Source organism: Bacillus sp. ISL-46, assembly GCF_018613205.1.
In genome coordinates this window covers 171,306-194,497 of the sequence record NZ_JAGGQR010000009.1, presented here as the reverse complement: position 1 = coordinate 194,497, position 23,192 = coordinate 171,306, and the positions used below count along the sequence as shown (strand labels likewise).

23 protein-coding genes and 1 pseudogene are annotated in these 23,192 nt (G+C 38.3%); 6 read left to right on the top strand and 18 right to left on the bottom strand.

What is annotated here, in order from left to right; translation table 11 throughout:
- Nucleotides 1–102: 102 nt before the first annotated feature.
- Nucleotides 103–1,431, top strand: coding sequence for an IS3 family transposase (locus J7E67_RS04225; RefSeq protein WP_214731055.1), 1,329 nt, complete (start codon nt 103–105; stop codon nt 1,429–1,431).
- 47 nt (nt 1,432–1,478) lie between these two features.
- On the opposite strand, the gene J7E67_RS04220 is transcribed toward J7E67_RS04225, so the two are convergent.
- Nucleotides 1,479–2,183 (bottom strand): class I SAM-dependent methyltransferase, encoded by a 705-nt coding sequence (locus J7E67_RS04220; protein ID WP_214711494.1) that lies wholly within the window; start codon nt 2,181–2,183, stop codon nt 1,479–1,481.
- Nucleotides 2,184–2,611: 428 nt separating this feature from the next.
- On the opposite strand from J7E67_RS04220, the gene arr reads away from it, so the two are divergent.
- Entirely contained in the window at nt 2,612–3,028 is a 417-nt protein-coding gene (arr, locus tag J7E67_RS04215) for an NAD(+)--rifampin ADP-ribosyltransferase (protein ID WP_214711496.1), read from the top strand.
- Between the two features lie 333 nt (nt 3,029–3,361).
- Here arr and xerA read toward each other — a convergent pair whose 3' ends face one another.
- Entirely contained in the window at nt 3,362–4,297 is a 936-nt protein-coding gene (xerA, locus tag J7E67_RS04210) for a site-specific tyrosine recombinase/integron integrase (protein WP_214711497.1), read from the bottom strand.
- Between the two features lie 258 nt (nt 4,298–4,555).
- Between xerA and J7E67_RS04205 the strand changes: the two genes are divergently transcribed.
- On the top strand, nt 4,556–4,960 hold the full coding sequence (locus tag J7E67_RS04205) for an Rrf2 family transcriptional regulator (RefSeq protein WP_214711499.1): 405 nt from the start codon (nt 4,556–4,558) through the stop codon (nt 4,958–4,960).
- Between the two features lie 75 nt (nt 4,961–5,035).
- Nucleotides 5,036–5,941 (top strand): NAD(P)/FAD-dependent oxidoreductase, encoded by a 906-nt coding sequence (locus tag J7E67_RS04200; protein WP_214711501.1) that lies wholly within the window; start codon nt 5,036–5,038, stop codon nt 5,939–5,941.
- A gap of 177 nt (nt 5,942–6,118) precedes the next feature.
- Here the strand turns inward: J7E67_RS04200 and J7E67_RS04195 are convergent, their stop codons facing one another.
- Nucleotides 6,119–7,384, bottom strand: a complete 1,266-nt coding sequence (locus J7E67_RS04195; protein ID WP_308160328.1) for an MFS transporter — start codon at nt 7,382–7,384, stop codon at nt 6,119–6,121.
- Nucleotides 7,385–7,712: 328 nt separating this feature from the next.
- On the opposite strand from J7E67_RS04195, the gene J7E67_RS04190 reads away from it, so the two are divergent.
- Nucleotides 7,713–7,967 carry a YkvA family protein gene (locus J7E67_RS04190; RefSeq protein ID WP_251026556.1) on the top strand — a complete coding sequence of 85 codons (255 nt, stop codon included), beginning with the start codon at nt 7,713–7,715 and terminating at the stop codon, nt 7,965–7,967.
- 170 nt (nt 7,968–8,137) lie between these two features.
- Here the strand turns inward: J7E67_RS04190 and pqqE are convergent, their stop codons facing one another.
- The 14 genes and pseudogenes from pqqE to J7E67_RS04120 all read right to left on the bottom strand — a co-directional run bounded on the left by pqqE (nt 8,138) and on the right by J7E67_RS04120 (nt 20,880).
- A complete protein-coding gene (gene pqqE, locus J7E67_RS04185) occupies nt 8,138–9,295 on the bottom strand; it encodes a pyrroloquinoline quinone biosynthesis protein PqqE (RefSeq protein WP_251026555.1) in 1,158 nt (385 codons plus the stop codon).
- Nucleotides 9,267–9,614 carry a pyrroloquinoline quinone biosynthesis peptide chaperone PqqD gene (pqqD, locus tag J7E67_RS04180; protein ID WP_308160329.1) on the bottom strand — a complete coding sequence of 116 codons (348 nt, stop codon included), beginning with the start codon at nt 9,612–9,614 and terminating at the stop codon, nt 9,267–9,269. The genes pqqE and pqqD overlap by 29 nt, the downstream gene beginning before the upstream one ends.
- 39 nt (nt 9,615–9,653) lie before the next feature.
- Entirely contained in the window at nt 9,654–10,403 is a 750-nt protein-coding gene (gene pqqC / locus J7E67_RS04175; RefSeq protein ID WP_214711506.1) for a pyrroloquinoline-quinone synthase PqqC, read from the bottom strand.
- Nucleotides 10,404–10,405: 2 nt separating this feature from the next.
- Nucleotides 10,406–11,323, bottom strand: coding sequence for a pyrroloquinoline quinone biosynthesis protein PqqB (gene pqqB / locus J7E67_RS04170; RefSeq protein ID WP_308161346.1), 918 nt, complete (start codon nt 11,321–11,323; stop codon nt 10,406–10,408).
- Nucleotides 11,311–11,565: a hypothetical protein gene (locus J7E67_RS04165; protein ID WP_214711509.1), complete on the bottom strand. Its 255-nt coding sequence runs from the start codon at nt 11,563–11,565 to the stop codon at nt 11,311–11,313. Before J7E67_RS04165 ends, pqqB begins: the two co-directional genes overlap by 13 nt.
- Before the next feature lie 784 nt (nt 11,566–12,349).
- The gene (locus J7E67_RS04160; protein WP_214731054.1) at nt 12,350–12,817 is read right to left on the bottom strand and encodes a hypothetical protein; all 468 of its coding nucleotides are present in this window, start codon (nt 12,815–12,817) and stop codon (nt 12,350–12,352) included.
- A 157-nt stretch (nt 12,818–12,974) separates the two neighbouring features.
- A complete protein-coding gene (locus J7E67_RS04155; RefSeq protein WP_214711514.1) occupies nt 12,975–14,903 on the bottom strand; it encodes an outer membrane protein assembly factor BamB family protein in 1,929 nt (642 codons plus the stop codon).
- Between the two features lie 530 nt (nt 14,904–15,433).
- A pseudogene (locus tag J7E67_RS04150) lies at nt 15,434–15,517 on the bottom strand (helix-turn-helix domain-containing protein); the annotation flags it as partial.
- Between the two features lie 267 nt (nt 15,518–15,784).
- Nucleotides 15,785–15,985, bottom strand: a complete 201-nt coding sequence (locus J7E67_RS04145) for a hypothetical protein (protein WP_214711516.1) — start codon at nt 15,983–15,985, stop codon at nt 15,785–15,787.
- A 186-nt stretch (nt 15,986–16,171) separates the two neighbouring features.
- Nucleotides 16,172–16,699, bottom strand: coding sequence for a DinB family protein (locus J7E67_RS04140; protein ID WP_374197137.1), 528 nt, complete (start codon nt 16,697–16,699; stop codon nt 16,172–16,174).
- 369 nt (nt 16,700–17,068) lie between these two features.
- Nucleotides 17,069–17,893, bottom strand: a complete 825-nt coding sequence (locus J7E67_RS04135; RefSeq protein ID WP_214711520.1) for a GNAT family N-acetyltransferase — start codon at nt 17,891–17,893, stop codon at nt 17,069–17,071.
- 118 nt (nt 17,894–18,011) lie between these two features.
- Nucleotides 18,012–18,473, bottom strand: coding sequence for a Gmad2 immunoglobulin-like domain-containing protein (locus J7E67_RS04130; RefSeq protein WP_214731053.1), 462 nt, complete (start codon nt 18,471–18,473; stop codon nt 18,012–18,014).
- 269 nt (nt 18,474–18,742) lie between these two features.
- Nucleotides 18,743–19,903, bottom strand: a complete 1,161-nt coding sequence (locus tag J7E67_RS04125; protein WP_214731052.1) for a DUF4317 domain-containing protein — start codon at nt 19,901–19,903, stop codon at nt 18,743–18,745.
- 152 nt (nt 19,904–20,055) lie between these two features.
- On the bottom strand, nt 20,056–20,880 hold the full coding sequence (locus J7E67_RS04120; protein WP_214711526.1) for a DUF4405 domain-containing protein: 825 nt from the start codon (nt 20,878–20,880) through the stop codon (nt 20,056–20,058).
- A 169-nt stretch (nt 20,881–21,049) separates the two neighbouring features.
- Between J7E67_RS04120 and J7E67_RS04115 the strand changes: the two genes are divergently transcribed.
- Nucleotides 21,050–21,319, top strand: a complete 270-nt coding sequence (locus tag J7E67_RS04115) for a hypothetical protein (RefSeq protein WP_214711528.1) — start codon at nt 21,050–21,052, stop codon at nt 21,317–21,319.
- A gap of 127 nt (nt 21,320–21,446) precedes the next feature.
- Here the strand turns inward: J7E67_RS04115 and J7E67_RS04110 are convergent, their stop codons facing one another.
- The gene (locus J7E67_RS04110; protein WP_214711530.1) at nt 21,447–23,141 is read right to left on the bottom strand and encodes a sigma-54 interaction domain-containing protein; all 1,695 of its coding nucleotides are present in this window, start codon (nt 23,139–23,141) and stop codon (nt 21,447–21,449) included.
- Between the last annotated feature and the right edge of the window lie 51 nt (nt 23,142–23,192).

Here is a 23,192-nt window from a genome sequence, read left to right as displayed (position 1 = left end):
TAATATGGTACCTATAGATAGGACACTTAAAAAAGAGTGTTTTATCTATAGGTATTTTTTTATATACTTGAATCTTAAAGATATGGGGATTAGGGGACCGCTATGAGCAAAATAACATTTTCAGATAAAGAAATAAAAATACTTCTAAAAAATCAAAATGTGCAGCGCGTAAGTAGTTTAGCTATTACATATTCGGATGATTTTAAAAATAAATTTATGGATGAATATCTGGCAGGTAAACTCCCAAGGCAGATTTTTGAGGAGAATGGCTTTGACATAGACATTATAGGTAAAAGGAGGATTGAAAGGTCTGCATATAGGTGGAAAAAAGCATATGAAAAAGATGGTTTAATTGGGCTTTCAGATGGTCGAAAGACAGCTTCCGGTAGGACTTTGAATCGAGATCTTTCTCAAGCAGAAATTATAGAAAGGCAGGAAGCAAGAATTAAGTTGCTGGAAGGTCAGGTAGAGCTTTTAAAAAAGCTAGAAACGACAGAAAGGAGGTTGCTAAACGCCGGTCAAAACTTAGAAACAAGTAAAATATTTCAGTTGATTTATGAAACCATAGAACAAAATCATTTTAAGCATATGACAAAGTATTTTTGTGAACTTTTAGAGGTCTCTCGTTCTGGATATTACAGCTACCTAAAAGCAGCCGATAGCCGACTAGAGAGGGAACTAGAGGACTTAAAGTTGAAAGAAATTATATTAAAGGCGTTTAACCGACGGGGATATAAGAAAGGTTCACGTTCCATCAAAATGATACTGATACATGAATATGAACATAATTTTAGCAGAAAAAAGATTCAAAGAATCATGAACAAGTATGAGATTGTTTGCCCCCATAGGAAGGCAAACCCTTATAAAAAAATAGCAAAGGCAACGAAGGAACATCAGGTCGTTCCAAACAAGTTAAACAGAGAATTTAAGCAAGGAATCCCAGGAAAGGTATTATTAACCGATATTACATATTTGCCATATAACGGAAAGGATATGGCCTATTTGTCAACCGTAAAAGATGCCTCCTCCAATGAGATATTAGCTTATCATGTTTCAGACCGAATCACATTAGATATCGCAACCAAAACCATCCATAAATTAATGAATAACAAGAAAATTAGTTTACATTCTGATTCTTTAATCCATTCAGATCAAGGCAGCCATTATACAAGCCCAAGATATCAAAAACTGTTAAAAAAATATGAACTAGGTCAGTCTATGTCTAGGCGAGGTAACTGTTGGGATAATGCCCCGATGGAGTCTTTTTTTGGGCATTTAAAGGATGAGATAGACTATCAGTCTTGTAAAACATTAGATGAACTAAAGGCGAAAATAAATCATTACATGGTTTACTATAACAATTATCGATATCAATGGAATTTAGAAAAGATGACCCCTATTCAATATAGGAATCATCTTTTAGCTTCATAACTCTTTTTTTCATGTGTCCTTGACACGGGTGCCAGATTACTTCTTTACTACCCTTTTTTTATTTTTAACATCGAATTAGCATTTACCTGAAATTCATATGGCACTTTAACTTCTTCGACTCTACATCCATTGCCAACGAGATAGCTTATTAATTTATCTAAATGTTCATATCGTTTTCCTTCCAAATCAACTAAAGGGAAAATACGAATTTCCTCTTTAGTAACCCTCAAAAACTCATTTAGCGTTTTTATATGAAATTGGTAATCTAATCGGTCAGCATACATAAATAGAAAATGTGCAGAAAGAAGAATATCAAATTCTGCATCCTCAAACGGCAAAGAAGGTAAAGTGACGGGAACATATCTTTCACTCGATTCCCTCATATCTTTGGCACAATCTTTTAAGGCACTTAAACGATGTTTTTTAAGGCCTTCTATATCTTTAAAATAATCCCATATATAATTTCCTTGTGCTTTTTGCATATGCTCCATTGCGTGTTCAATATCCTGGAGACCTTTATTTTTAAGGTCTTCAATCGAATGATAATACGCAATATCACAAGCTGTAACATCTAAACCTGATTTATTACTAACAGCAGTAAACGAACAAGCTCCTGCTGGACAATCGAGTATTTTCTTTCCTTCTAGTTCTTCCTTTGAAAGTGAAAACAAATCCAAATACTCTTCAAAGGTTCTTCCAATAAATATAATTCGTTCTAAATCTAATTTTGTACTCTGCTCAACTCTACTCAACTAAACTCACCTCTTACAATAAAATTAGATATATATTATCACAGTCAATTGGTAATGTTAACCTTTTTTCCTTATTAACCTGCACCGTTAATTGATTAATTTAGAACTTCGATTCACTTTCTAATAATTCCTTCTCTTATTCAAGATAATGGCCCTAAAATGAAAATAAGCGCTGATCCTTGTTCAAGAAAAGCGCCCGATTGCTTAATATCACTTTTAAAATACAAAACCACATGTCAGTCCACAAAACCCCCAGCAACCAAAAATGTTGATTGCTAATTTAAACCTAAATAATAGGTAATTATCGTTCGGTATTATTCTTTCTACTTACATTATACCATTATTTACAAATTACTTGTAGACTACTCTTTCTAAAATTAACATACTATAGTTATATATAAATCTAAAAATATGAGGGGTGTATCAGTATGAATGACAAAAAAGATGTCTTAGATAATGGTCCTTTTTTTCATGGTACTAAAGCAGAACTAAAAATTGGGGATTTATTAGAACCACAATACTTATCAAATTACCAAGATAAAAAATCTAACTATATATATTTTACTGCAACATTGAATGCTGCTAAATGGGGTGCTGAATTAGCAAGATCTAAATCAAAAGAAAGAATTTATATTGTAGAACCATTAGGTGATTTTGAAAATGATCCGAACTTAACTGACAAAAGATTTCCTGGAAACCCAACACGTTCTTATAGGTCTAAATCTCCTTTGAAAATAATAGCCGAATTAAGTTCATGGGAAAGACATTCCGACGAAGAAATAAATCATATGCTTACATCTTTAAAAAAGTTAAGTGAACAAGGAAAAAATGTAATATACGATTAATCCTTAAAATCGGGCTTTGGTAAACGGTTTAAAATGCGGAATGGAATCAATCTCATGAACCAATTCAATGAGTAACATGGAACTTATAATCTAGTACATATCGTTAGATGGAGCGCGGAAGCAGGGAAACTTGCACGTTCCGTGTGGAGCTGGGGAAAAGCCGGAGATTACATCAAACGCTTACCTATTACTGACGATAGGCTTGCATGCCTGATGAAACAACGGCTTCAGCCTTTCAAGACCAATCATGCCCACTGAGGCTCCAAGTCAAGCTTTTAAACGCTTATCTACTGTTACATGTAAACAATGATAAAAGATGCACCATATCAATGTTTAGAAACGAATACTGAATATAATGGCCCAATAACAAAAAGACACGCATTCATACATGGGTGTCTTGTTATATATTGAAGTTAATTTATTTAGCCTAAAATATTTACTGTAAAAATCTTGTCTCAACTTTCCACTCAGTTGTGCATATATTTTGGTGGTTTCACTCTTCTCATGGCCAAGCAGGCTTTGGATCACTTCAAGTGGTGCACCGTTGTTCATCATATGTGTAGCATAGCTGTGGCGTAACTGATGTGGATGTATACTCTTTTTTATGCCGGCACGGTTCGATATTCGTTTGATAATATATCGTAAGTTATCAATACTCATCCGCCTTTTTGGCCTTCGTTCCGTAATAAATAAACAAGGCTCTTCATCATCTCGTTCATCTAAATACCTTTTTAACCAAATGGAGCAACGGGTATTAAAGTATACTTCTCTTTCTTTATCACCCTTTCCGTGTACAATGACTGTATTCGACCAAAAATTAATATCATCGCGATTTAATTTTACAACTTCTCCAATACGGCAACCAGTTGAATACATAAACTCAAATAGTGCATTCTCCATTGTTGTATGACATGCTTCTCTAAGATGTTCAATCTCCAGGTCTGAAAGGAATTTTGGAATTCTTTTACCCAATTTTGGCTCTTTTAATTTAACAGCAGGATTCTTTGGAATATATCCTTCTTCATGTGTCCATTTGAATATTGACTTAATGCAACGAACCCTATGCCCTAAACTAGATGGCTTCAAGTGATTTCCTTCCTGTACTAGATATTCTTTTAGTTTCTCAGTAGTCAATTCACTCATATCCATATCACCGAAGAACCGTAATAAAAGATTATATTGAAAACAATATGTTTTTAATGTAAGGGATGAATATCCTTCTATTCTTTTATCTTGTTGATATTTTTTCCACGCTTCGGATAATAACATAATTCTTTCACTCTCCTACTGTATAAATCCATTAATCTAGATTCTATTATGTTCAAGGAGCGTTGATTTTATACTCGAGATATTCAATAATCGCAAGCTTAGATATTTTTTTCAAACCTAAAGAAACTTTTTTATACAAGAAAAGGACCCTTTTCTTTACATAGGAAAAGCGCCCGTTTGTTGAATAAACTTAGTATTTGACATTAAAAACTCAAGTAGATATTATAGATATATTAAATCCACAATAGGAGTAACAATATGAAGTTAACAAAAGCTACGAACTATGCTCTTCACACAATGCTATTATTAGCAGTTAATCCACCCTATGAGCATATTGGTGTGGCAAAATTAGCTGAACGCCAAGAAGTTTCAACGACATATTTATCTAAAATACTAACAAAGTTAGTAAAGTCGGGTATGATTGAATCTGTCTCAGGTGCAAATGGTGGTTATAAATTAAAACCGGGTTGGGAAGAACTTTCATTACTCGATGTTATAAAAGCTATTGAAGGTTTGACGCCTATTTTTGAGTATTGTCTCAGCCATAATCCTGATTGCTTAATTCAGAAAGCGATCGAATCAGCCGAGGAAAAGCTTTTAAATGAATTGAATCAAACACGTATAGTTGACCTGGCTAACAAAATGAATGAGAAATCTATATAAATAATGATTTCTTTTATCTAAATTGTAGATATTAAAACTCTATAATGTATGTTATACAAGGAGGAAAATAATTTTATGAATAAATATGATTGTATTGTAATTGGTGCAGGACCTGCCGGATTAAGTGCAACCTTAACTTTAGGGAGAGCGCGTAGAAAGATTGCCATATTTGATAATGGAACAAATCGAAATCGTGTAACGCAAGAGTCACATGGGTTTTTAACAAGAGATGGAATTAAACCACAAGAATTTAAAAATATAGCCATTAAAGAATTAGAATCTTATCCTTCTGTTGCCATTTTGAATGAGACAGTTATTAAGGTATATAAAGATGTTCAAAAGGATTTATTTTTAGCCAATACATCGAACAATACATCTTATATAACAGAAAAAATACTTCTAGCTACCGGTATACAAGAAGAATTTCCCTTATCACAGATTAGACAATATTATGGTAAAAGTTTATTCAGCTGTCCATATTGTGATGGTTGGGAGCTGAGAGACAAGCCGTTAGCTATAATTGCAGAAAATAATGAACACATTATTCATATGACTAAATTGGTTTTTAATTGGTCGAAGGATTTAATCGTTTTTACTAATGGTCATCAACTATCCAATAAAGTGCGTAATGATTTTGAAAGTAAAAAGATTAAGGTTTATACAGAAGTTATTAAAAACTTACATGGAGATAATGGCAACTTAGAAAGTATTGAATTAGAATCAGGTGAAAAAATTCTAAGAAGTGGTGGCTTCGTAGTTCCAAGTTTTTATCGCCCAAATAAATTTGCTGAACAATTAAATTGTCAAGTTGATGAAAACGGAGGAATTATCACAGACGGTGCTGGGCGAACAACAGCAAATGGGATATATATTGCAGGCGAAACTGAAAAGGCAGGACCCTCTTCTTTGATGATTGCTGCAGCCGACGGCAATAAGGCTGCTTCAAGCATAAACATAGATATAACATTAGATAGATTTTAAAATGTAAGCTGATGAGTTATAAATGCAAACTCATCAGCTTTTTTATTATGAGGTCTAAAAACTTAAAAGACTTACTCCATTAAATGACCCGTTTGTGGAATAAAAAGTGCAATTGAACCTGGCTCCTTTTTGTTGAAAATGTATAGCTTAAAATTCCTCAATCCTAAAACCCTAACATCACCCCGATGAAGCATGGGATTTCATTCGAATTTCGTAGGTGCTGAAGACTTTTCCATATAAATAAGCAAAACTAAATTGTAAACCGGAAGCTATGTAAAAAGGCAGGGCCAGTGAACCCAATCCAAAAAGATAGCCGGTGAAATACGGTCCAATCGATATGGGTAGCCTTATTGAAAAGATATTGATGCTTGATGCGAAACCACGGCGCATGTCACGAGTCAAACTCACACTCAACGCTTGCTGTGCCCCTTGTGTACCTCTGTTTAAAGCCGTCCGAATGATATACAAGACAGAAACAAGTGCATAGGACGATAGTAAGGGCATCAAAATCAAAAGCAGGCTTGCAATGAAACGAACCAGCACAATGGACCATATTGTCCCGTGTTTGTGTGATAATCTTGCTTGTAAAACCGAGGTAACACCTGTCGCAAAAAACGTGGCAGCCAATGTGCCTCCAATCTGGATACTGCTTACCCCGAATTTAGCCGAAAACCAATAAGACATCATCGGTCCCGTAAGCCCAATGGCAATCCCGTTAAGGATGTTAATCGCAGCCAGCTTTAAGACCGCAGAATTTTCTTCGCGCAGGATTCTCTTTTCCTGATTCCCTGACTCCTCTTTTATATATCTTGGTTGTTTATCAATTTTTCCTTCCCGAATGGTTAAAATGATTGACGCGGTAAAAAGCGATAAAACGAAGATAAAGAAGAATATAGGACGATAGGAAGAGACTCCCGGAAGGTTATGATTCCATAAGGCCGTGATCCCTGCCAGCACGGCACCAACCGCCATTCCGAAAAAGCTAAGAGCATTATTCAGACTGTATACCTTTCCACGCTCTATTTTTGGGATAAAGGCCGCCAGCCAAGCCTGCTCCGCCGGGGCACACAGACTGGGAGAACCTGCGTCCGCTTTCCCAAAACCTGAAAGTGTGATTGCAATAAATAACAAAATAGTATCTGTAGATAATATCCCAGTCAACGCACATCCGGCTGTTAATAGTTCAGAAAAAAGGATAAAGGGTTTTCTCCCCAATCGATCGCTATAAATACCTATGAGTGGGGCTAGTCCTACACCGAGCAAACCTCCGGCAGCAAGCACACTTCCAATCGCCGCCGTGCTCCAACCCAGTGCAGCGAGGTATAGAGACAAATCAACAACCAGCATGCCTTGTCCAATACTTCGTATGGCATTGACCAGCATTAGTTTTCTAGCCGCCGGATGAATTTGTCCAGCTCCTATATCATCTTTCTTACCAAACACAAACTTCAACTTTATCACTTCTTTTCTATTTTTCTTACATGCAATTTTAATAAATATGGGGTGATATCGATAAACCGTGGGTTATTGTTACTCTACTTAAAAGAGTTCCAAATCATCCTGTCATTTATGCACAGCCATTACGGTTTACCTATAAAGGAAACATCACAATGTGTGTGCATAATGTCTTTAGAAAACACAAATAGCGGATACAGCATAAGATGTTTAAAATGGTGGTGTTGGAAGCAAAATAATGCGAAAGGAGATTGATTAAAAACGAGGATAGTTTATTAGAGAGGGAAGGAAACGACATGGTTAAGCAACCAAACAAATGGAAGGAATTATACAAAATCTAAAACAAAAAATCTATATCCTGTATCTGGCATACCGTCATCCGAAAACACCATGGTATGCTAAAGCATTTTCACTATTAATAGTTGCCTATGCATTAAACCCAATAGATTTTATCCCAGATGTGATTCCCGTATTAGGTTATTTGGACGAAGTAATTCTGCTTCCCTTGGGGATTTTAGGAGCATTCACTCTAATACCGAATCATATCATGTATTGCAAGAATGTCGGGTGACAGCAAGCCAAGCCCCTAAAAGGCTGCAAAAAAATTGGACTGCAGCGATTATCATCCTTCTCATTTGGATTAGTCTCGCGACATCGATTCTTTTCAAATGGGTTATTTGAAAAGAATCGATAAAAAAGGTGCCAAAGGTTATGTATGGGTCCCCCTATAGCACCAAATTTTCATTGCTTATTTTTTTTCCGCCTTTTTGATACAGGTTTTTCTGTAATATGCCTTCGATAGATCATTGGTGATGATTGTATCATGGGGTTGCTATTGGCCTCTTGTATAGCCTTTTCAATCAGATGATGTTTTGGCGCCCATTGGCAGACTGGATCCGTCGCATATGCATCCCCAGTTAATGCAAAAGCCTGACAACGGCAGCCACCACCGTCCTGGTGTCTTAGTTCACAGGAAAGACAAGGTTCGGGCATCCATGCATCACCGCGGAAACGGCTAAAGGACTCCGATTCATACCAAATATGCCTTAAAGACGCCTCTCGGACATTTTCAAAAAATAATCCTTCAATTATCCCAGCTGTGGGGCAAGGAAGGACAGCCCCGTTAGGTGCTACCGTAAGACCGATTGCGCCCCATCCCCCCATACAATGCTTAGGTGCCGATGCGTAATAATCAGGAATGACCCAAATGATTTCCATTTTTTTCTCAAGCCGAGTTTTAGCAGATTCATAGATTTCACGGGCACGCTCAATCTGATCCCTGCTTGGCAGCAGCCGCTCCTGATTAAGCAAAGCCCAATTATAATACTGCGTGTTCGCCAGCTCCAGACGTTCAGCTCCCATTTCCTCAGCGAGTTGAATGATCTCATTTAAATAATCAAGATTCATCCGGTGTAACACGACATTTAATGACAAATGCAATTCGGCCTTTTTTACCGCATTGGCAGCTTCCCGTTTCTTCTCAAAGGCTTTATACCCGCCGATGAGGTCGGAAAGCTTCGCTTCCCCGGCCTGGAAGCTCACCTGCACATTTTCTATACCAGCCTCTTTGATCCGGGCTGCCTTTTCGGTTGTTAATCCTATGCCACTTGTAATGAGATTGGTGTACATTTCTAATGAATTTGCGTGGCGAATCAGGGCCTCCAAGTCGTCGCGTATGAGTGGTTCCCCACCGGAAAAGTGAACTTCCACCACTCCCAAATCGGCAGCCTCCGACAAGACACGGTACCAGTCCTCGGTTGAAAGTTCCATTGCCTTCGAAGCCATTTCTATCGGATTTGAACAATATGGACAATGTAAAGGACAGCGATGAGTTAACTCTGCAAGCAGCGAGTATGGGGGTTCAACCCCATTATTGCTCATTGTTATCAACTGTGTCATGCTTATGGATCACCACCCATCCTTGATCCTCCATCTCCCGAAGAAACTCAGAAATGTCTGCCTCCATCATTTTCAAATCGGGCAACGAACCTGTACTCATTGCTTCTGTGCCTGCCTGCAGTGAAGTCCTTATCTTTTCGGTGATGGTGTGAACCGTTCGGCTCCCATCACATAGAGTAAGGATAGATGCGGCGGTTTCGTTTAAGACCAAAACCTTTTCCGGTAACAATAGGAGATGCTTCTCTCTTACCTTATCAAATTTTAGTCGCGCTTTTACTGCAAGGTTTGGAACGCTGCTAGCTAAAATTGGCTCCACCACCAATCATTTTATTCTCCTGGCTAAAGCCAAAACTATCAATCACTCTTTAGGGGGAAAAGCTTTTTCAATGGCATCAAGCTGCACCCATAACACATCACACTTGAATCGTAAAGCTTCGACAGCCCGCCGTTGGTCTTCCGGCGTTTGACAATAGGTCAAAACAAGCTTAAGGGCAGTATCCGAGTCACGCGGTGCTTGCGTCAAGCGATTTTGAAAATAGTCCATGCCTGCACTGTCTATCCACGGATACAGCCGCTCAAGTACCTTAATCCGCTTTGAAATTAGATCGGGTGAAAACAATTCGGTTAACGAGGAGGCAACAGCTTCAATCCACGGTTTTGTCCGCGCGAAGTGAACATAGGCATCTACGGAAAAACGAACGCCCGGCGCGACTCTGTCTTCCCGTACTATTTCTTCCCGGGACAAGCCCACAGCTTCTCCCAATTGCAGCCAGGCTTCAATCCCTCCATCTTCCCCCTGTGTACCGTCATGGTCAATGATTCGCCCAATCCATTCACGCCGAAGCTCCCTTGACGGAAGGTTCGACAAGATGGCTGCATCTTTAATCGGAACCGATTTCTGATAGTAGTATCGGTTGGCCACCCAGCCGCGGATTTGTTCTCGGCTTAATTTCCCCTGGTGCATCGCCGTATGAAAAGGATGTTTATCATGATAGAAAGAATGCCCGACTTCCTTTAATCGCTTTGTGAATTCTTCCTTCGTCCAAAGCCTTTCACCTTTTATATACAGTATCTTTTCTTGGCTTACTGCCCCACCTTGTTCCAGCATGATCACACCTCCACTTCCATACCGTCATAGGCAATCTCAAAACCAAGTCGTTCCAATGTATCCCTTTCTATAGAGCCCTTCCTTAGAATAGGGTTGCTGTTATTAATGTGGATCAGGATTTTTCGCTCAGCTGGGTATAATGCTAATTTTTCCGCGATCCCTGATTGGCCACTAATTGGTAAATGTCCCATACTTCTTGCGCTTCGTTCCGTTGCCCCCATTTCGACCAATTCATCTTCCGACCAAAATGTTCCGTCGACCATCAAAATATCAGCTTTCTTCAAGCAGGCTTCTATAGCTTGAGAAATACTTTCTAATGTAGGAAAGTAAGCTAGACATCTGCCGGAACTTTCATTATGAAGAACCAGCCCGACCTCCCAAAAATCCTCTGGGGAATCATCCTCCTTGTTCGCTTGTGTATAAAGCGGCGGTTTTCTTGAAACTGGGACCGTCTCTACGATTATTGCCTCTTCACCTAAATGTCCTACCCGCTGCCTGAAATCAGGGCTAAGAGGCTGCCATTCCCATGAGCAATAGTTTTTTAGCATCGGTAACACCGGAAAAGATGATTGCATACACTTTTTTACAATTTCGGTTCCATAGATAGTTAAACAAGAGCCCTCCCGCAGTGATAATAACCCAATCGTATGGTCGAGCTCGGCATCGGTTAAAATTACTCCGGCTAGAGGTGTTTCTCTTATTCCAGGACCCGGATGCAGCGAGGCAAATGATTCAATCTGTTTAGGAACATCCGGGCCCGCATTGATGAGGTACCAATCCTTTTCATTGGCACTTATCGCAAGAGAGGATTGTAACAATGGCCTTAGTGCCTTGTTTCCTTTCCGAACATCATGACAGTTTGGACAAGCGCAATTCCACTGTGGGAATCCCCCTCCTGCCGCTGTTCCTAAGACTCTAATTCGAATTTGGCTTCAGTCCTTTCACCGGAGATTTGAACATCGTTGTTACCATTATCCCGCCGTTTTCCAAAGAATTTTCCAACCTGCCACCCAATTGCAATATTGGTCAGAGCCATGAGGGGATAAAGCAGATAGTCTCCAATCGGTTCAGGGGTTAGGAGATCAACGACCAACCATCCTCCAGCAGCTGCACACCCAATAATCGCGCCTTTCAATGATTTTAAGTAACGGTTCATTCTCATTTGCACATCCTTCGTGGATTTGGTAAACCGTTTAAAGCATGCACAAGAGGCAAGTAGTGTCTGTGCTACTTACCGACGTAGGAATACATCGTCACCTCACAAGATGTATTGATCACTTTGTACTCAGGCTTCACCCACATGTTGTCTGCCCCCTTTCATGACACTAACAATTATGATCATCTTTCGTGGAGTGATTAATTATCCCTTTCAAATTTATCTTATGTCGGTGGAAACCTCAAAATAACTAGAACTTCGACTTGAAGTTGTCCTAAATTGTTACGAAGTTTTGCAATATATAGCAAATAGGGACAAGAATTATGGAGGCATACGCTAAGAAAAGCGCAAGCGCCTTGTTCAGCCCCGACAAGCGCTGGAGGACCTGACGGTGAAGTCGTTCTTTGACTTCAACGGCAGGTATGAAGCGACCTCGAGGGGCTAGGCGCTGGAGCTGGACAATTCTCAAAGTCGAAAACTTTATACTTTCTTTTTAAAAAAACCTGAGTCCAAATGTTGTTGGACTCAGGTTTTTTATATTTAGATTACTTTCATTAAAAGGTTGTCTATTGGACTAGGAAATGTTACTTCTTTTGAGCCAGCCATTTTGCTAATGCTTTCGCTTTATCATTATTAACAAGACCACCAGGCATACGTCCGCCTCTGTTAATGAATTGATTTACTATATCCTGTTCAGACATGGATGAACCGACATGCTGGAGATTCGGACCGGCTCCCCCCCCTCAAGATTTTATATACGGGATGCTTTTAGGGTTTCAACACACATATTCTAGTAATCAGCATTATTAAGGATAAATCGAATGATCCATTGGCCCTTTTGATTCAATATCCCATGAGTTTTAAATGTCATATGAGGATTTTCAGGTCTGTATTGATGTAGTTGTGCTTCTATCGTTCCTTTATATAAGTTGTTACCTACTTTTTTAAACGTATCGGAATTTTCACGAACTAACGTGTGTTCAATCCAAATATGCGGACTTGCCATAAGGCTTTTGGCATACGGATCTACTTGAATATTCGAATTGGAATGTATTGTATAATTCAGCCTAATGGTATGACCATGGTTTACGATGGAATAGCCATTGAGTGTTAGCTTGATTCCGTTATCTTCAGCTGAACCTAAGCCCTGATTTAGGGATTCGGCACTGGTCAAAGCAGGGGAGACAAAGCCAATGAGCAAGCAAATTAATAAGGCGACACCACTGAATCGCACGGTATATATCGATAGGTTCCTCATTTTACCACCATCCTTATTTTACGTTTATAGGTTTCGCCACTTTATATAGTTTAATTTTTTATAATGAAACAATCTGAGTCCGAATGAAGAGATCGGACTCGGACTGCTTCGAGAAAAAGGGCTTCTGTTGTGGAAAACTGCTTCCTCACAATACATATTATTTCTTTTTGGACAGCCATTCCGCTAGTGCTTCAGCTTCTGCACCTTTAGCTAAGCCTCCCGGCATGCGGTCGCCGCCGTTTAAGATTTGATTCAAGATGTCTTCTTTGGACATAGATTTACCTATGTGTTGAAGATTTGGAGCAGTTGCGCCCTGAAGATTATCTCCGTGACAAGAAACACAACTTTTTTTGTAAACCTTTTCCGGGTCGATAACGACGTCGGCTTGCCCTTGTAATTTAGCATTTTTATTAGGGGAAGCGATCTTTTCCTTACCGCCGAGTCCATAAACCACAACCCTCGTTCCACCAGTAATCACCCCAATATATTGTTTGCCGTCAACCATATAAATGGAAGGGGCCATTTTAATTTGTTTTCCTCCACTTTTCATGCTCCATAATACTTTTCCTTTTTTAATATCGAGAGCATTCACCGTTCCGTCCAATTCCCCGTAAAAGGCAAGACCGGAAGCAGTACTTGTGAATCCTCCATACATCGGGTCGTCGGTTTTGATTTGATAAACTTTTTTACCTGTATTCACGTCAATAGCTGTAATGTTACCAGTAGGATCAACATCTTCTGGTAAAGGAAGTATCTTCGTACCAGGGAAGGTATTGTTATCTTTTGCAATCTCTTTTCGATCTTTTGCTGCTAACATTAAATTCGGGTTATTAATACCTGGAATCAGCACATAGTTGGTATCGGGATCATACGTCTCTGGGGCATAGCTTTCTCCACCTGGCGTACCCGGCCATTGAAGTTTCACTTTACTCTGATCGCTTGGTGGTGTTGAATGTTGAATTTTGACAAATGGTACACCATCATAAATGGTTTTTCCGGTTTTGGCATCCCATGCATACCATTTCCCATTCTTTCCGCCTTCCACCACAATCTTCTGTTTTTTCCCGCCGACCTTGGTATTGAGAACCATCGGTGTCGCGGCAGCGTCATAATCCCATACATCGTGATCAACCTCGGAGGAGGCCCACTTAAATTTCCCCGTATTACTGTCCAAAGCAACGATGGAATCCGTATATGGATTTTTCCCTTTTCGATCTTCATCGTAAAAGTCAGGGGCTGGATTCCCTACTGCAAAATACATCATATCGGTATCTGGATCGAACGACATCGGTGTCCATACGGAGCCTCCGCCCGTATATTTACCCTTCACCCAGCCCTTTCCTCTTTCAGGAATGGTCCAAAACGGTTCTTTCCAGAGTGGTTCAAGGCTATCTGCTTTAAATGCCATAACGAAGCCCCGTGTGCCATTATCACCGCCGCTGCTTCCAACGTAAATGTTGCCATCATAATACATGGGAGCCGAAGATTCATAGTATCGGTTTTCTAATTTAATGGAGGGAACATGATCCCAAAAGTTGACCATTTTTTCCAGTTTTCCAGTTTTCGCATCAAGTTTGGCCAGCCGATTGTCTATCATCAAGACATATACCTTTCCATTGGCCACAGCGACACCCCTACTTGCCACATTGGATTGCCATGGCAAACTATCAAGATGGTCAAGTACCTTCTTTGGAGGTGTCCATGCCCAAAGTTTCTTTCCGCTTGCGGCATCGATTGCAAATACATGATTTTTTGCACTAGTCACATACATGACCCCGTTTTGCACGACAGGGAAATCCTCTTGTAAATTAGGAACATCCTGATTCCATTCTAAGATATCCTGCTGCCAGACAATCCCCAATTTTTTTACATTATCTTTTGTAATCTCTTTATAGGGCACATGTCGGGTATGTTGAAGGTCATAACCCCAATTTGGGAATCCTGTCTCCTTTACCTGATTTGCCTGTTTGGATTCCTTGGTTTCTTCCTTGTTATTTGCATTGTTCTGCTTATTATTCGTTTGACAGCCAACAATGACCATACTGGCCAACAAAACCGAACCTGTTGCCTTTAAAAAACGCCTCACGAAAATACCCTCCTTATACTGCGAAATATTAATATGTAGTGAATTCTGATGATGAACTGTTCCACTTTGTGCTTTATTCCCTCCTGAAGACAATCTTATTTTAATAAGAGCAATGGTATAATTACCTAAAACCTCTTAAATTATACAAATTGTGAACAATCCACCCTTCCCTTTTGTTTGAAATGTGAGAGAGACGTTTTTTTACATCGTCCAATCTGCCTCATGATCGATGACTAATACCCTTAAAGAGCAAACCGTTTCTAATTTCAAAAGTTTTATAGTGCTGTGATGCGTGGACAAAAGCATTTTTTAAGCATAAAAAAGCCCTCCAGCCAAAATGGAGGCCGCTGAAAAACTGCGTTTTTTCTTAGGAATTAGCCAGCCTCATAAAAAAAGACGACTCTCATTCAGATTTTTGAATGTGGAGTCGTCTTTTTTTCAATTTTACCTGGGAATATCCCCAGTTTGAATAGGCTCTTTCAAGTGGTTACTTATATAACCTAAATATAATTTTTGGGTGTATTTTCCGTTTAATTTAATCCAAATTCTTTTATTTTGTTATATAATGTCCCTCTTGAAATCCCTAAAAGGTTAGCCGCTGCACTTTTATTTCCAATAGACAACATGAAGCGAGTCCTTGAATAACGTGTTCTGTCAGTGTTTCTGTATTGCCATATGGACGGGTTCTCCCATATATAACTGCTATTGTCACCTCTTCTTGCTCCTTTTCTTATCCATTAAATTATGTTCAGCTAAAGTACTTATAGCTCTTTTTAATTATATCATCAACCATTATGTACGAATCTCCTTGATCCTTTACAATACTGTTCAAAAACCTATACGATATCCTTACATGAAAAAATCTTCTCAATGAGAAGGGCTTACTCTTTCTCCGTAATAAACCACCCTTCAGGTTTTTTTTCTATAGTAAAAATATCTTCATCGAATTTTTTTCGAAGTGCCTTATATTCCTCATTTTCAATTTTAATCTCTGAAACTCTGATTTGTTTTAGTGTAATTTCGGGCTTTTTGACTTCAAATATCAAATCTTTAAAAATAAAAAAGGTTCTTTGTCGTTTCATTCTCTCCACTTCCTTCCTTTAATATTTCTTACATATAGAATTAGGCAAAAATGAATGAAACCCAATAAAATTCTTAGTAAATTTATTGTAACAAAAGAATCCCTACTCATTCAATAATGGCATATAAAGCTGGACTAAGGAGGATTTCTCAATATTAAAAATTCATGGAGAAAGTAAAACCAATTATTAATTATTCCGTAATTTTTTGAGCAACTGGAAAATCTGACCTCTATGATGTGATTCATGTTCAATCAAATGATACACAACCCACTCAGGTGTGACGTCATATTGTTCAAGTACCCTGGGTTTACGCCACTCTGTTACGTCCATTGAACGAAAGTGGGAAAGAAATACTTCACGAACCTTATGAAGTCGGTGAAAATGTTCTTCTAAACTTTGTCCCTCCATGTGGGCTAAAGAGCCATCTTCGGACCTGTGTTCTAACGGGAACATCGAGAGTATTTCGGAATCCCATTCGGTAACAAGTACCTCTTCATATAACCAATCTGCCTCGATTAAGGCAATGTGATACAATAACGAGCCAATCGTTTGTCTTTCATCCATTTTGGTATCGAGTATCGATTGGCTGATACCAGTTAATTCTGTTAAAAGAGTACGTCGAACATCCTCTAAACACCATAGCCATCGGCCAATTTCTTCATTAAATCCTGGTAATGGAGATACCAGTAAAGTTCTTCTATACAATGAGATCATCCCCTTCTTAATTATAGTAGTTTCATTCTATTAAAAATGGTTGTTTCCTTCTTTTAAATCGCATGTTTTGGTAAATAATGTTGTAAAAACTTAAGGAGAATCATATTTTGTGTAAAATTTACTTTCTAATTTTTTGATATTTATGATTTATTTATCGACTTTTCCCTTCAATCGGCGAATTTGTGAGTTTTATGAGCGAATTTTGGGCTTAAATGAGCGAATTATTTGCTTAAATGGGAGAATTCAGTGTTTTAATGAGCGAACTTGAAAAACAACAATCTATTGACTCCTATCTTTGATAATTAACTCCATAAAAAAAGATGCTTTTCATGGCATCTTTCTTATAATTCCAATATGTCTTACTTGAAATTACTTTTCATATAGATAGTAATCCTGAGAATGGTAACTTCTAAATCCACATGATTCATACAGTCTTAAGGCATGGGCATTTTTGGCCTCTACCTCTAGAAAAATTGGCAGCCCTTTTTGATGCTCCATTCGTACCACTTTAGATAATGCTTTTCTCCCAATCCCTTTTCCCTGAAGTTCGGGAAAAACGGCAAAACCATAAATCCACGCTTCTCCATTCGATTCGGATACACGCATTTTCCCAGCTACTCCTCCATTGGATTCGATGATAAGATGGTGATCACTGCTGTTTTCCCTAATCAGTTGATTAAACTCCCGTGCTTCATTTTCTTCAAATCCAAATCCCAAGACCTCGAGTTGTATTTCTGCTTCCATATCTTCTTTTGAAACAGACTCCCTTAAGGTAACAGTAGAATCTTCGATCAATTCGGTTTCCTGCCATTTCATTTGATATTCAGCAACCTCAAAGGTACATGGAATATTCTTTAAAAACTGCTTGGCTGATTGGGATTCAGTAGGAGCATTTAACAAAATAGTAGAATATCGGTTTTGGACCTCTTCAAGTCCCATTTCCAGTAACTTAGAAAATATCCCTTTTCTACGGTAATCCGGGTGCACTATTCCACAAAGCTCCACTTTATTTCCAAACCCATAGCATCCAAGAAAACCGACCAGCCTGCCATCTTCATAATGGAAGAAGTCTTCCTTTTTATTCCCTAAGCGATTTTCAAGCATATCAAAATTCAACTTCAGATGAAAGCCTCCCTCATCCTCGCAAACCTTCTGAAGTGTTTTTATCTCTAACAATTGTTCTTTTGTTAACATCCAGTTCACCTCTATTCATCGTCACCTATTCCTATTCTTAACAGTGCGTTATCATTCCTTCTTTTCCAAAAACAAATTTTTCAAATAAGAAAAGCCGCCATGATGGCAGCTAATACGTTTAATTTGGTATGGGGATTTCTAATGTATTTATTTTTGAACCATCCTTTGCTGAGTAAACAAATAATTCCAATGTAAAAGGATTGGTTGTAACTGACGCTTTATCAAACATAATTTCAAAATCTCCCCAAGCAGGTACACCTGCTGTTTGGTAATTACTTTCTTTCACCACTTTGTCTCCATCATAAAGAGCATATTGAAACACCCCTTCAAAGACTTGGGCTTTCCCGGTTACAATGATGGTATCTGCGGTTTCCTTGACGACGACATCTTTAAATACTTCATTTTGATATACTTTTTCCTCAGGTTCAACGGGCACTGGCTCATCGGGTTTAGAGGGATGTTCTTCGATTGGTTTTGCTACAGGTGGTTTTTCTTTCACCACTTCTTGTTGCTGATTACAAGCGGCTAAACACATAGTAGCGACTAAGAGGGCCAACAAATAAGCAATTTTTTTCATCATTTGATCCCGACTATTTTTCGTTTCATTTATTATATTGTATTTCTTTTTTAATAAAACGTGTTTTGAAAAAGTAAATCCAAAAAAAATTTGATCGAGAAAGATACCCAATGATAAAGAAAGAACGGATCTTGTTCTTCCTCCAAGGAAGCGCAAGACCCGTCCTTATTTTTAGCTATGTTCAGCTTCGTTTAGGTTTAAAGGTTTTACAACAGGTTTCAGTGTTGAACAAGAAGGAGTTCGCCCGCAGAAGGAATATGTCCCTTAAAGCTCTAGAGTATTTCCGATTCTAATCGGAATCCTTCCACCACTACATCTTCATCAATCTCTAATAATAAGCATCGTTTACCTTGATACATAATATATTTTATGTTTTTTAGGTCTTTCGGGTCGATGACTAAATTTGCCACATTGGTATTGATTTTTATCGTTTTAGGAACTAAATTGCTTGCTTTGAATTCATGGGTTTCGTCTGCTATGACATCCTTTAAGGCATGTTCCACTTTGGCGGTATCGACATTTTCGACTCCGCTCACCTCTAGGATGCGTCCGATGTCCCGATAATCCAACATGGGGGGTTCACTTTTTTCGTTCTCTTCATTCTCATGCACGATTTTATCAATTTCCTCATAGACATTGGAAATAATCTTGGTATCCACTTCATCTCCGATTACTTTTTTTAAGATTAGATCGAAGATGCTCTTATCTTCCTCGGCCGTGATGATTTCTTCACAATGGAGAACATTTTCAATAAATGTAAAATCCGGTTGATTCACTTTACCAGCACAATAAAGAATATGGTTCACATCGGCAGCATTGTCATTAAAAGCCGGGAACAAAAATCCTGACAATGGAGAGGCTAAATTAATAATAGGATCAAAGACGGTGTTCGGTTTAAATTCCTTCTCGATATAATCAAACAGCAAAGCTTTTTTCGGCTGATCAATTTTATTGAGACTGCAAAGGATAAACTCATTAGAATAGACTTCGTCATTACCGCCTTTTTCGGATTCCGTATCTCGTTTCCGAGTCGGTTTTCGATATTCACCCCGGATAAACGTCACCATTGTATCAAATTCATAAACCGTATGAGCAAACATTTTTTCGACGATTTGCAACATATTCTCAGCCCAATCTTCGCTTAAATCTGCTTGTAAAGCATCGAAGAGGATGGTTTGTGTGCTGTCTTCGATATCACGTTGGAATTTCAGTTCAAACAGTTTGGCATCTAGTTGTCCAGTCAATACCTTTTTAAAATTTACTAAAAACAATTCTTGTGCTTCCTGTTCTAACATTTGAAACGGTTGATAAACTTCATGATAAATCTCACCTGATTCTTTCTTTACATAGACATTGTAAATTTCCCGAATGGTCATGAGATCATTATCTAATTTGAATTGCTTCCGAATATTACCGATATCGTTTTTATTCATCTCTCTCAACTCCCATCCCTGATTATACTGTTCAGATTTGAAAATAGGAATACTTTAGCATTTAATCATTAGTTAACACTGCTCATATTGAAAATAAGGAAAAGGCGATGCCTTCAAAAAGCATCGCCCCTTTTATGATATATTATCCCTTATTATGATACTTTAGGTTGGACACCTCTTGATTTTCGTTTGTTCCCTAAGATTCGCTTTTCCAAATAATAAACGGGAATGATGATGGCTGCCCAAATTGCAAAATAGTTAAGAACGACGAGAAATGGGTTGCTGCTTCCACCATGTCCATTTTTTCCATCTTTACCTTCAAATTTTCCTCCACGAAAATCTTCGCTAGGCGGTACTTGATTGGTATCAGTCGTAATGCTTGTGCTTCCATTATTAATTGACTGGCTACTCTGTTCTTGCTTGAAATCACCTATGATTGGAGATGCTGTGGAAGAAAACCATTGGATTCCACCTGCCAAAATGGCAAGGGACAGAACAACGGATGCGATGACACCCTTCATAAGTTTTCCTTCCTTTGATTTAAACGCTCTTTTACAGATATTCATAACCCATTGCCAATGTACCGCAATATGAAGACCAACTAACGCAAGCGTAGCATCAGCCGATAAACCATGGATACCACGAATCGAGTGCCCCCCTTGAATGGCGAGACTTGGAAGAACAACCCTCGAAATTAAGAAACCAGTTATAATGACCGTAGTCATCGAAATTAATAGCAAGATATTTAAAAGATAACTAAATCGTGTTTTTTTCGGAAGTTTGGGGTCAACAATCTTTTTGGTTGTATTTACTACCCAGCGATAGTTCAATCCGATGTGGACGAGAATAGCTACTCCTATGATTAGACCAGCAATTTCATGAAACGGTAAACCGTCTAATACTCTTGGATTCATTAACAACACAAAAATGATGGCCATCAGCAAATCGAGCACAATTTTTGTATAATTTTTTTTCATTTTCTTATCCTCCACATTCAACTATGAACATTAACTGTTTCTCATTTTATTGGGCGAACCTTAAGAAAACCTTAAGTTCTAAAAAATTCAAGTGAAGATGCTAATCAAAGACAAAAAGAAAAAGCCGTCTCAATGACAGCTTAACTCTTGACCCCTATGGTTTAATAAAATGAACGGAATAAAGTCATCCAGATTTAATATATTATCGAAAAACTATCTAGGCACACTCTATAAACGTACTGCTGGACGAAAAGGAAAGAAAAAAGCAGCTATCGTTGTTGCACATGCGATGTTGAGGATCGCATATTATATTCTCACTCGAAAACATTCAACAGTTCAGTACCCATTTCCATATTCATTAATCTTTTTGTATACATATCAATATATCGAACACTTTCAATATCAGCTATTCTGCCCCGTTATTAACCCAACTGAATAAATAATTAATAATGCTTTTATTACCTTAAATGGAAGTGCTCTTAATACTCGATTAATTATCTCAAATTTCAAATAAAGGAATAGTAAAGATTCAAAAAAAAACACACCAAAGTTGGTGTGTTTTCCGTTTAATTTAATCCAAATTCTTTTATTTTGTTATATAATGTCCCTCTTGAAATCCCTAAAAGGTTGGCCGCTGCACTTTTATTTCCATACGTTTTTCGTAATGCTTCCTCAATCTCTAACACTTCAGAATTTATTACAACATCTTCCTGTTGATCGCTTTCCACTATTGGGCTGTTAGTTTGTTTCGCAATCAACTTAGTCTTAATATTTTCAGGCAAATGTTCATCTGTAATAACTGATTTATCATTAAGGAGAACCAACCGTTCAATCGTATTTCTAAGCTCACGGATGTTTCCTGGCCAATCATAGTTCACTAACTGGTTCATCGTTTCAGAAGAGATCTCCGGGACAGGCTTTTTATACTTAGAACTGAATTCTTGAATATAATTCTGGGCATGGGCAACGATATCCTCTTTTCTGGTTCTTAATGGCGGGATATCGATGGTAATAACGGATAAATGAAAATAAAGCTGCTCGTTAAAATTTCCTTGTTTCACGAGAACCTCAATCGATTCTGAAGTGGAAGAAATAATTCGTGTTGGTGAGGTAATTTTCTCTACCCCACCCACCCGGTAAAAACTATGATCGACCATATAATTTAATAGTTTCCCTTGGACCGAAAGCGGCATTTTATCAATATCTTCTATGAATAACGTACCTTCTAAAGCTTGCTCGATCCTGCCAATTTGTAAAGTTTGCTGTTCCGCGGTAAAGGTTTCCTTTTGAAATCCGAAAAGTTCCATTTCCAACAGTGCAGGAGGGATGACCGAACAGTTTAAGGTGATAAAAGGACCTTCAGCTTTTGTGCCTCCATAATGAATCGCTTGTGCCAGCATTTCCTTTCCAGACCCAGGCTCTCCTGTTAAATGGATGGGAATATCCGCATGGGCGACCTTTTGCGCAATCTTTAAGACTTCCTGAAATTTAGGACTCCCGCTCACCAGAGTTGAAAAAGGATTGGACTTTTGAACAAGCAAGGTTGAGTTTGAATCCAATTCTTCGTTAAGCCGGATTATATTCGTGATATTATGTTCGGTCGCGACGCCGCCAATAATCTTATTTTCGATCATGATGGGTGAAGCGTTAATTAGAACATGTGTATCCTTATCAGGCCGATGATATTGTCCTCTTACCGGGCGTCCTTCATTTAAAATCCGGTGAAGGATTATCGATTCATCACGAAAGTGTTCCCCTATTTTTTTTCCGAGGATGTACTCTTTTTTAATCTTGTAGGTTTCTTCCGCTGTTGTATTCCAATAGACAACATTTCCAGCTTGATCGACCGCTGTAACCGAGTCATTAATCGTCTCTGCTAATGTCTGAAAATAAGCAGAAATTTGGCGGTTTTCATCTTCTAGCATTTCCATACGCTTTTCAACTGGAAGAACACCGATAATTCCTTTTTCGTTTTTAACAAGAACTGGTCTGCGCCAATCAACAGCGGAATCGACTCCATTGACATCAGAAATGACGGTTGATTTCAGCCAATTGAGCTGTTCGAGCCAATCAATAATCGGTATGGAATCGTCGCCTAAGGCCATCAGGCTGTTTTCATAATTAGTAATGATAAAGTATGTTCCACCTGACACAATAACAAAATGGTACTCGTTAAGTTTCTTTTTTATTTCTAGTAATGGTATATGATTATTTACAATTGTAAAGGAGTAATCCAGTATAAATGGTGCACTTTTGAACATACTAAAATCCTTTCTTGCTTTTTTATCACTGTAACATAAATTGAACGGCTA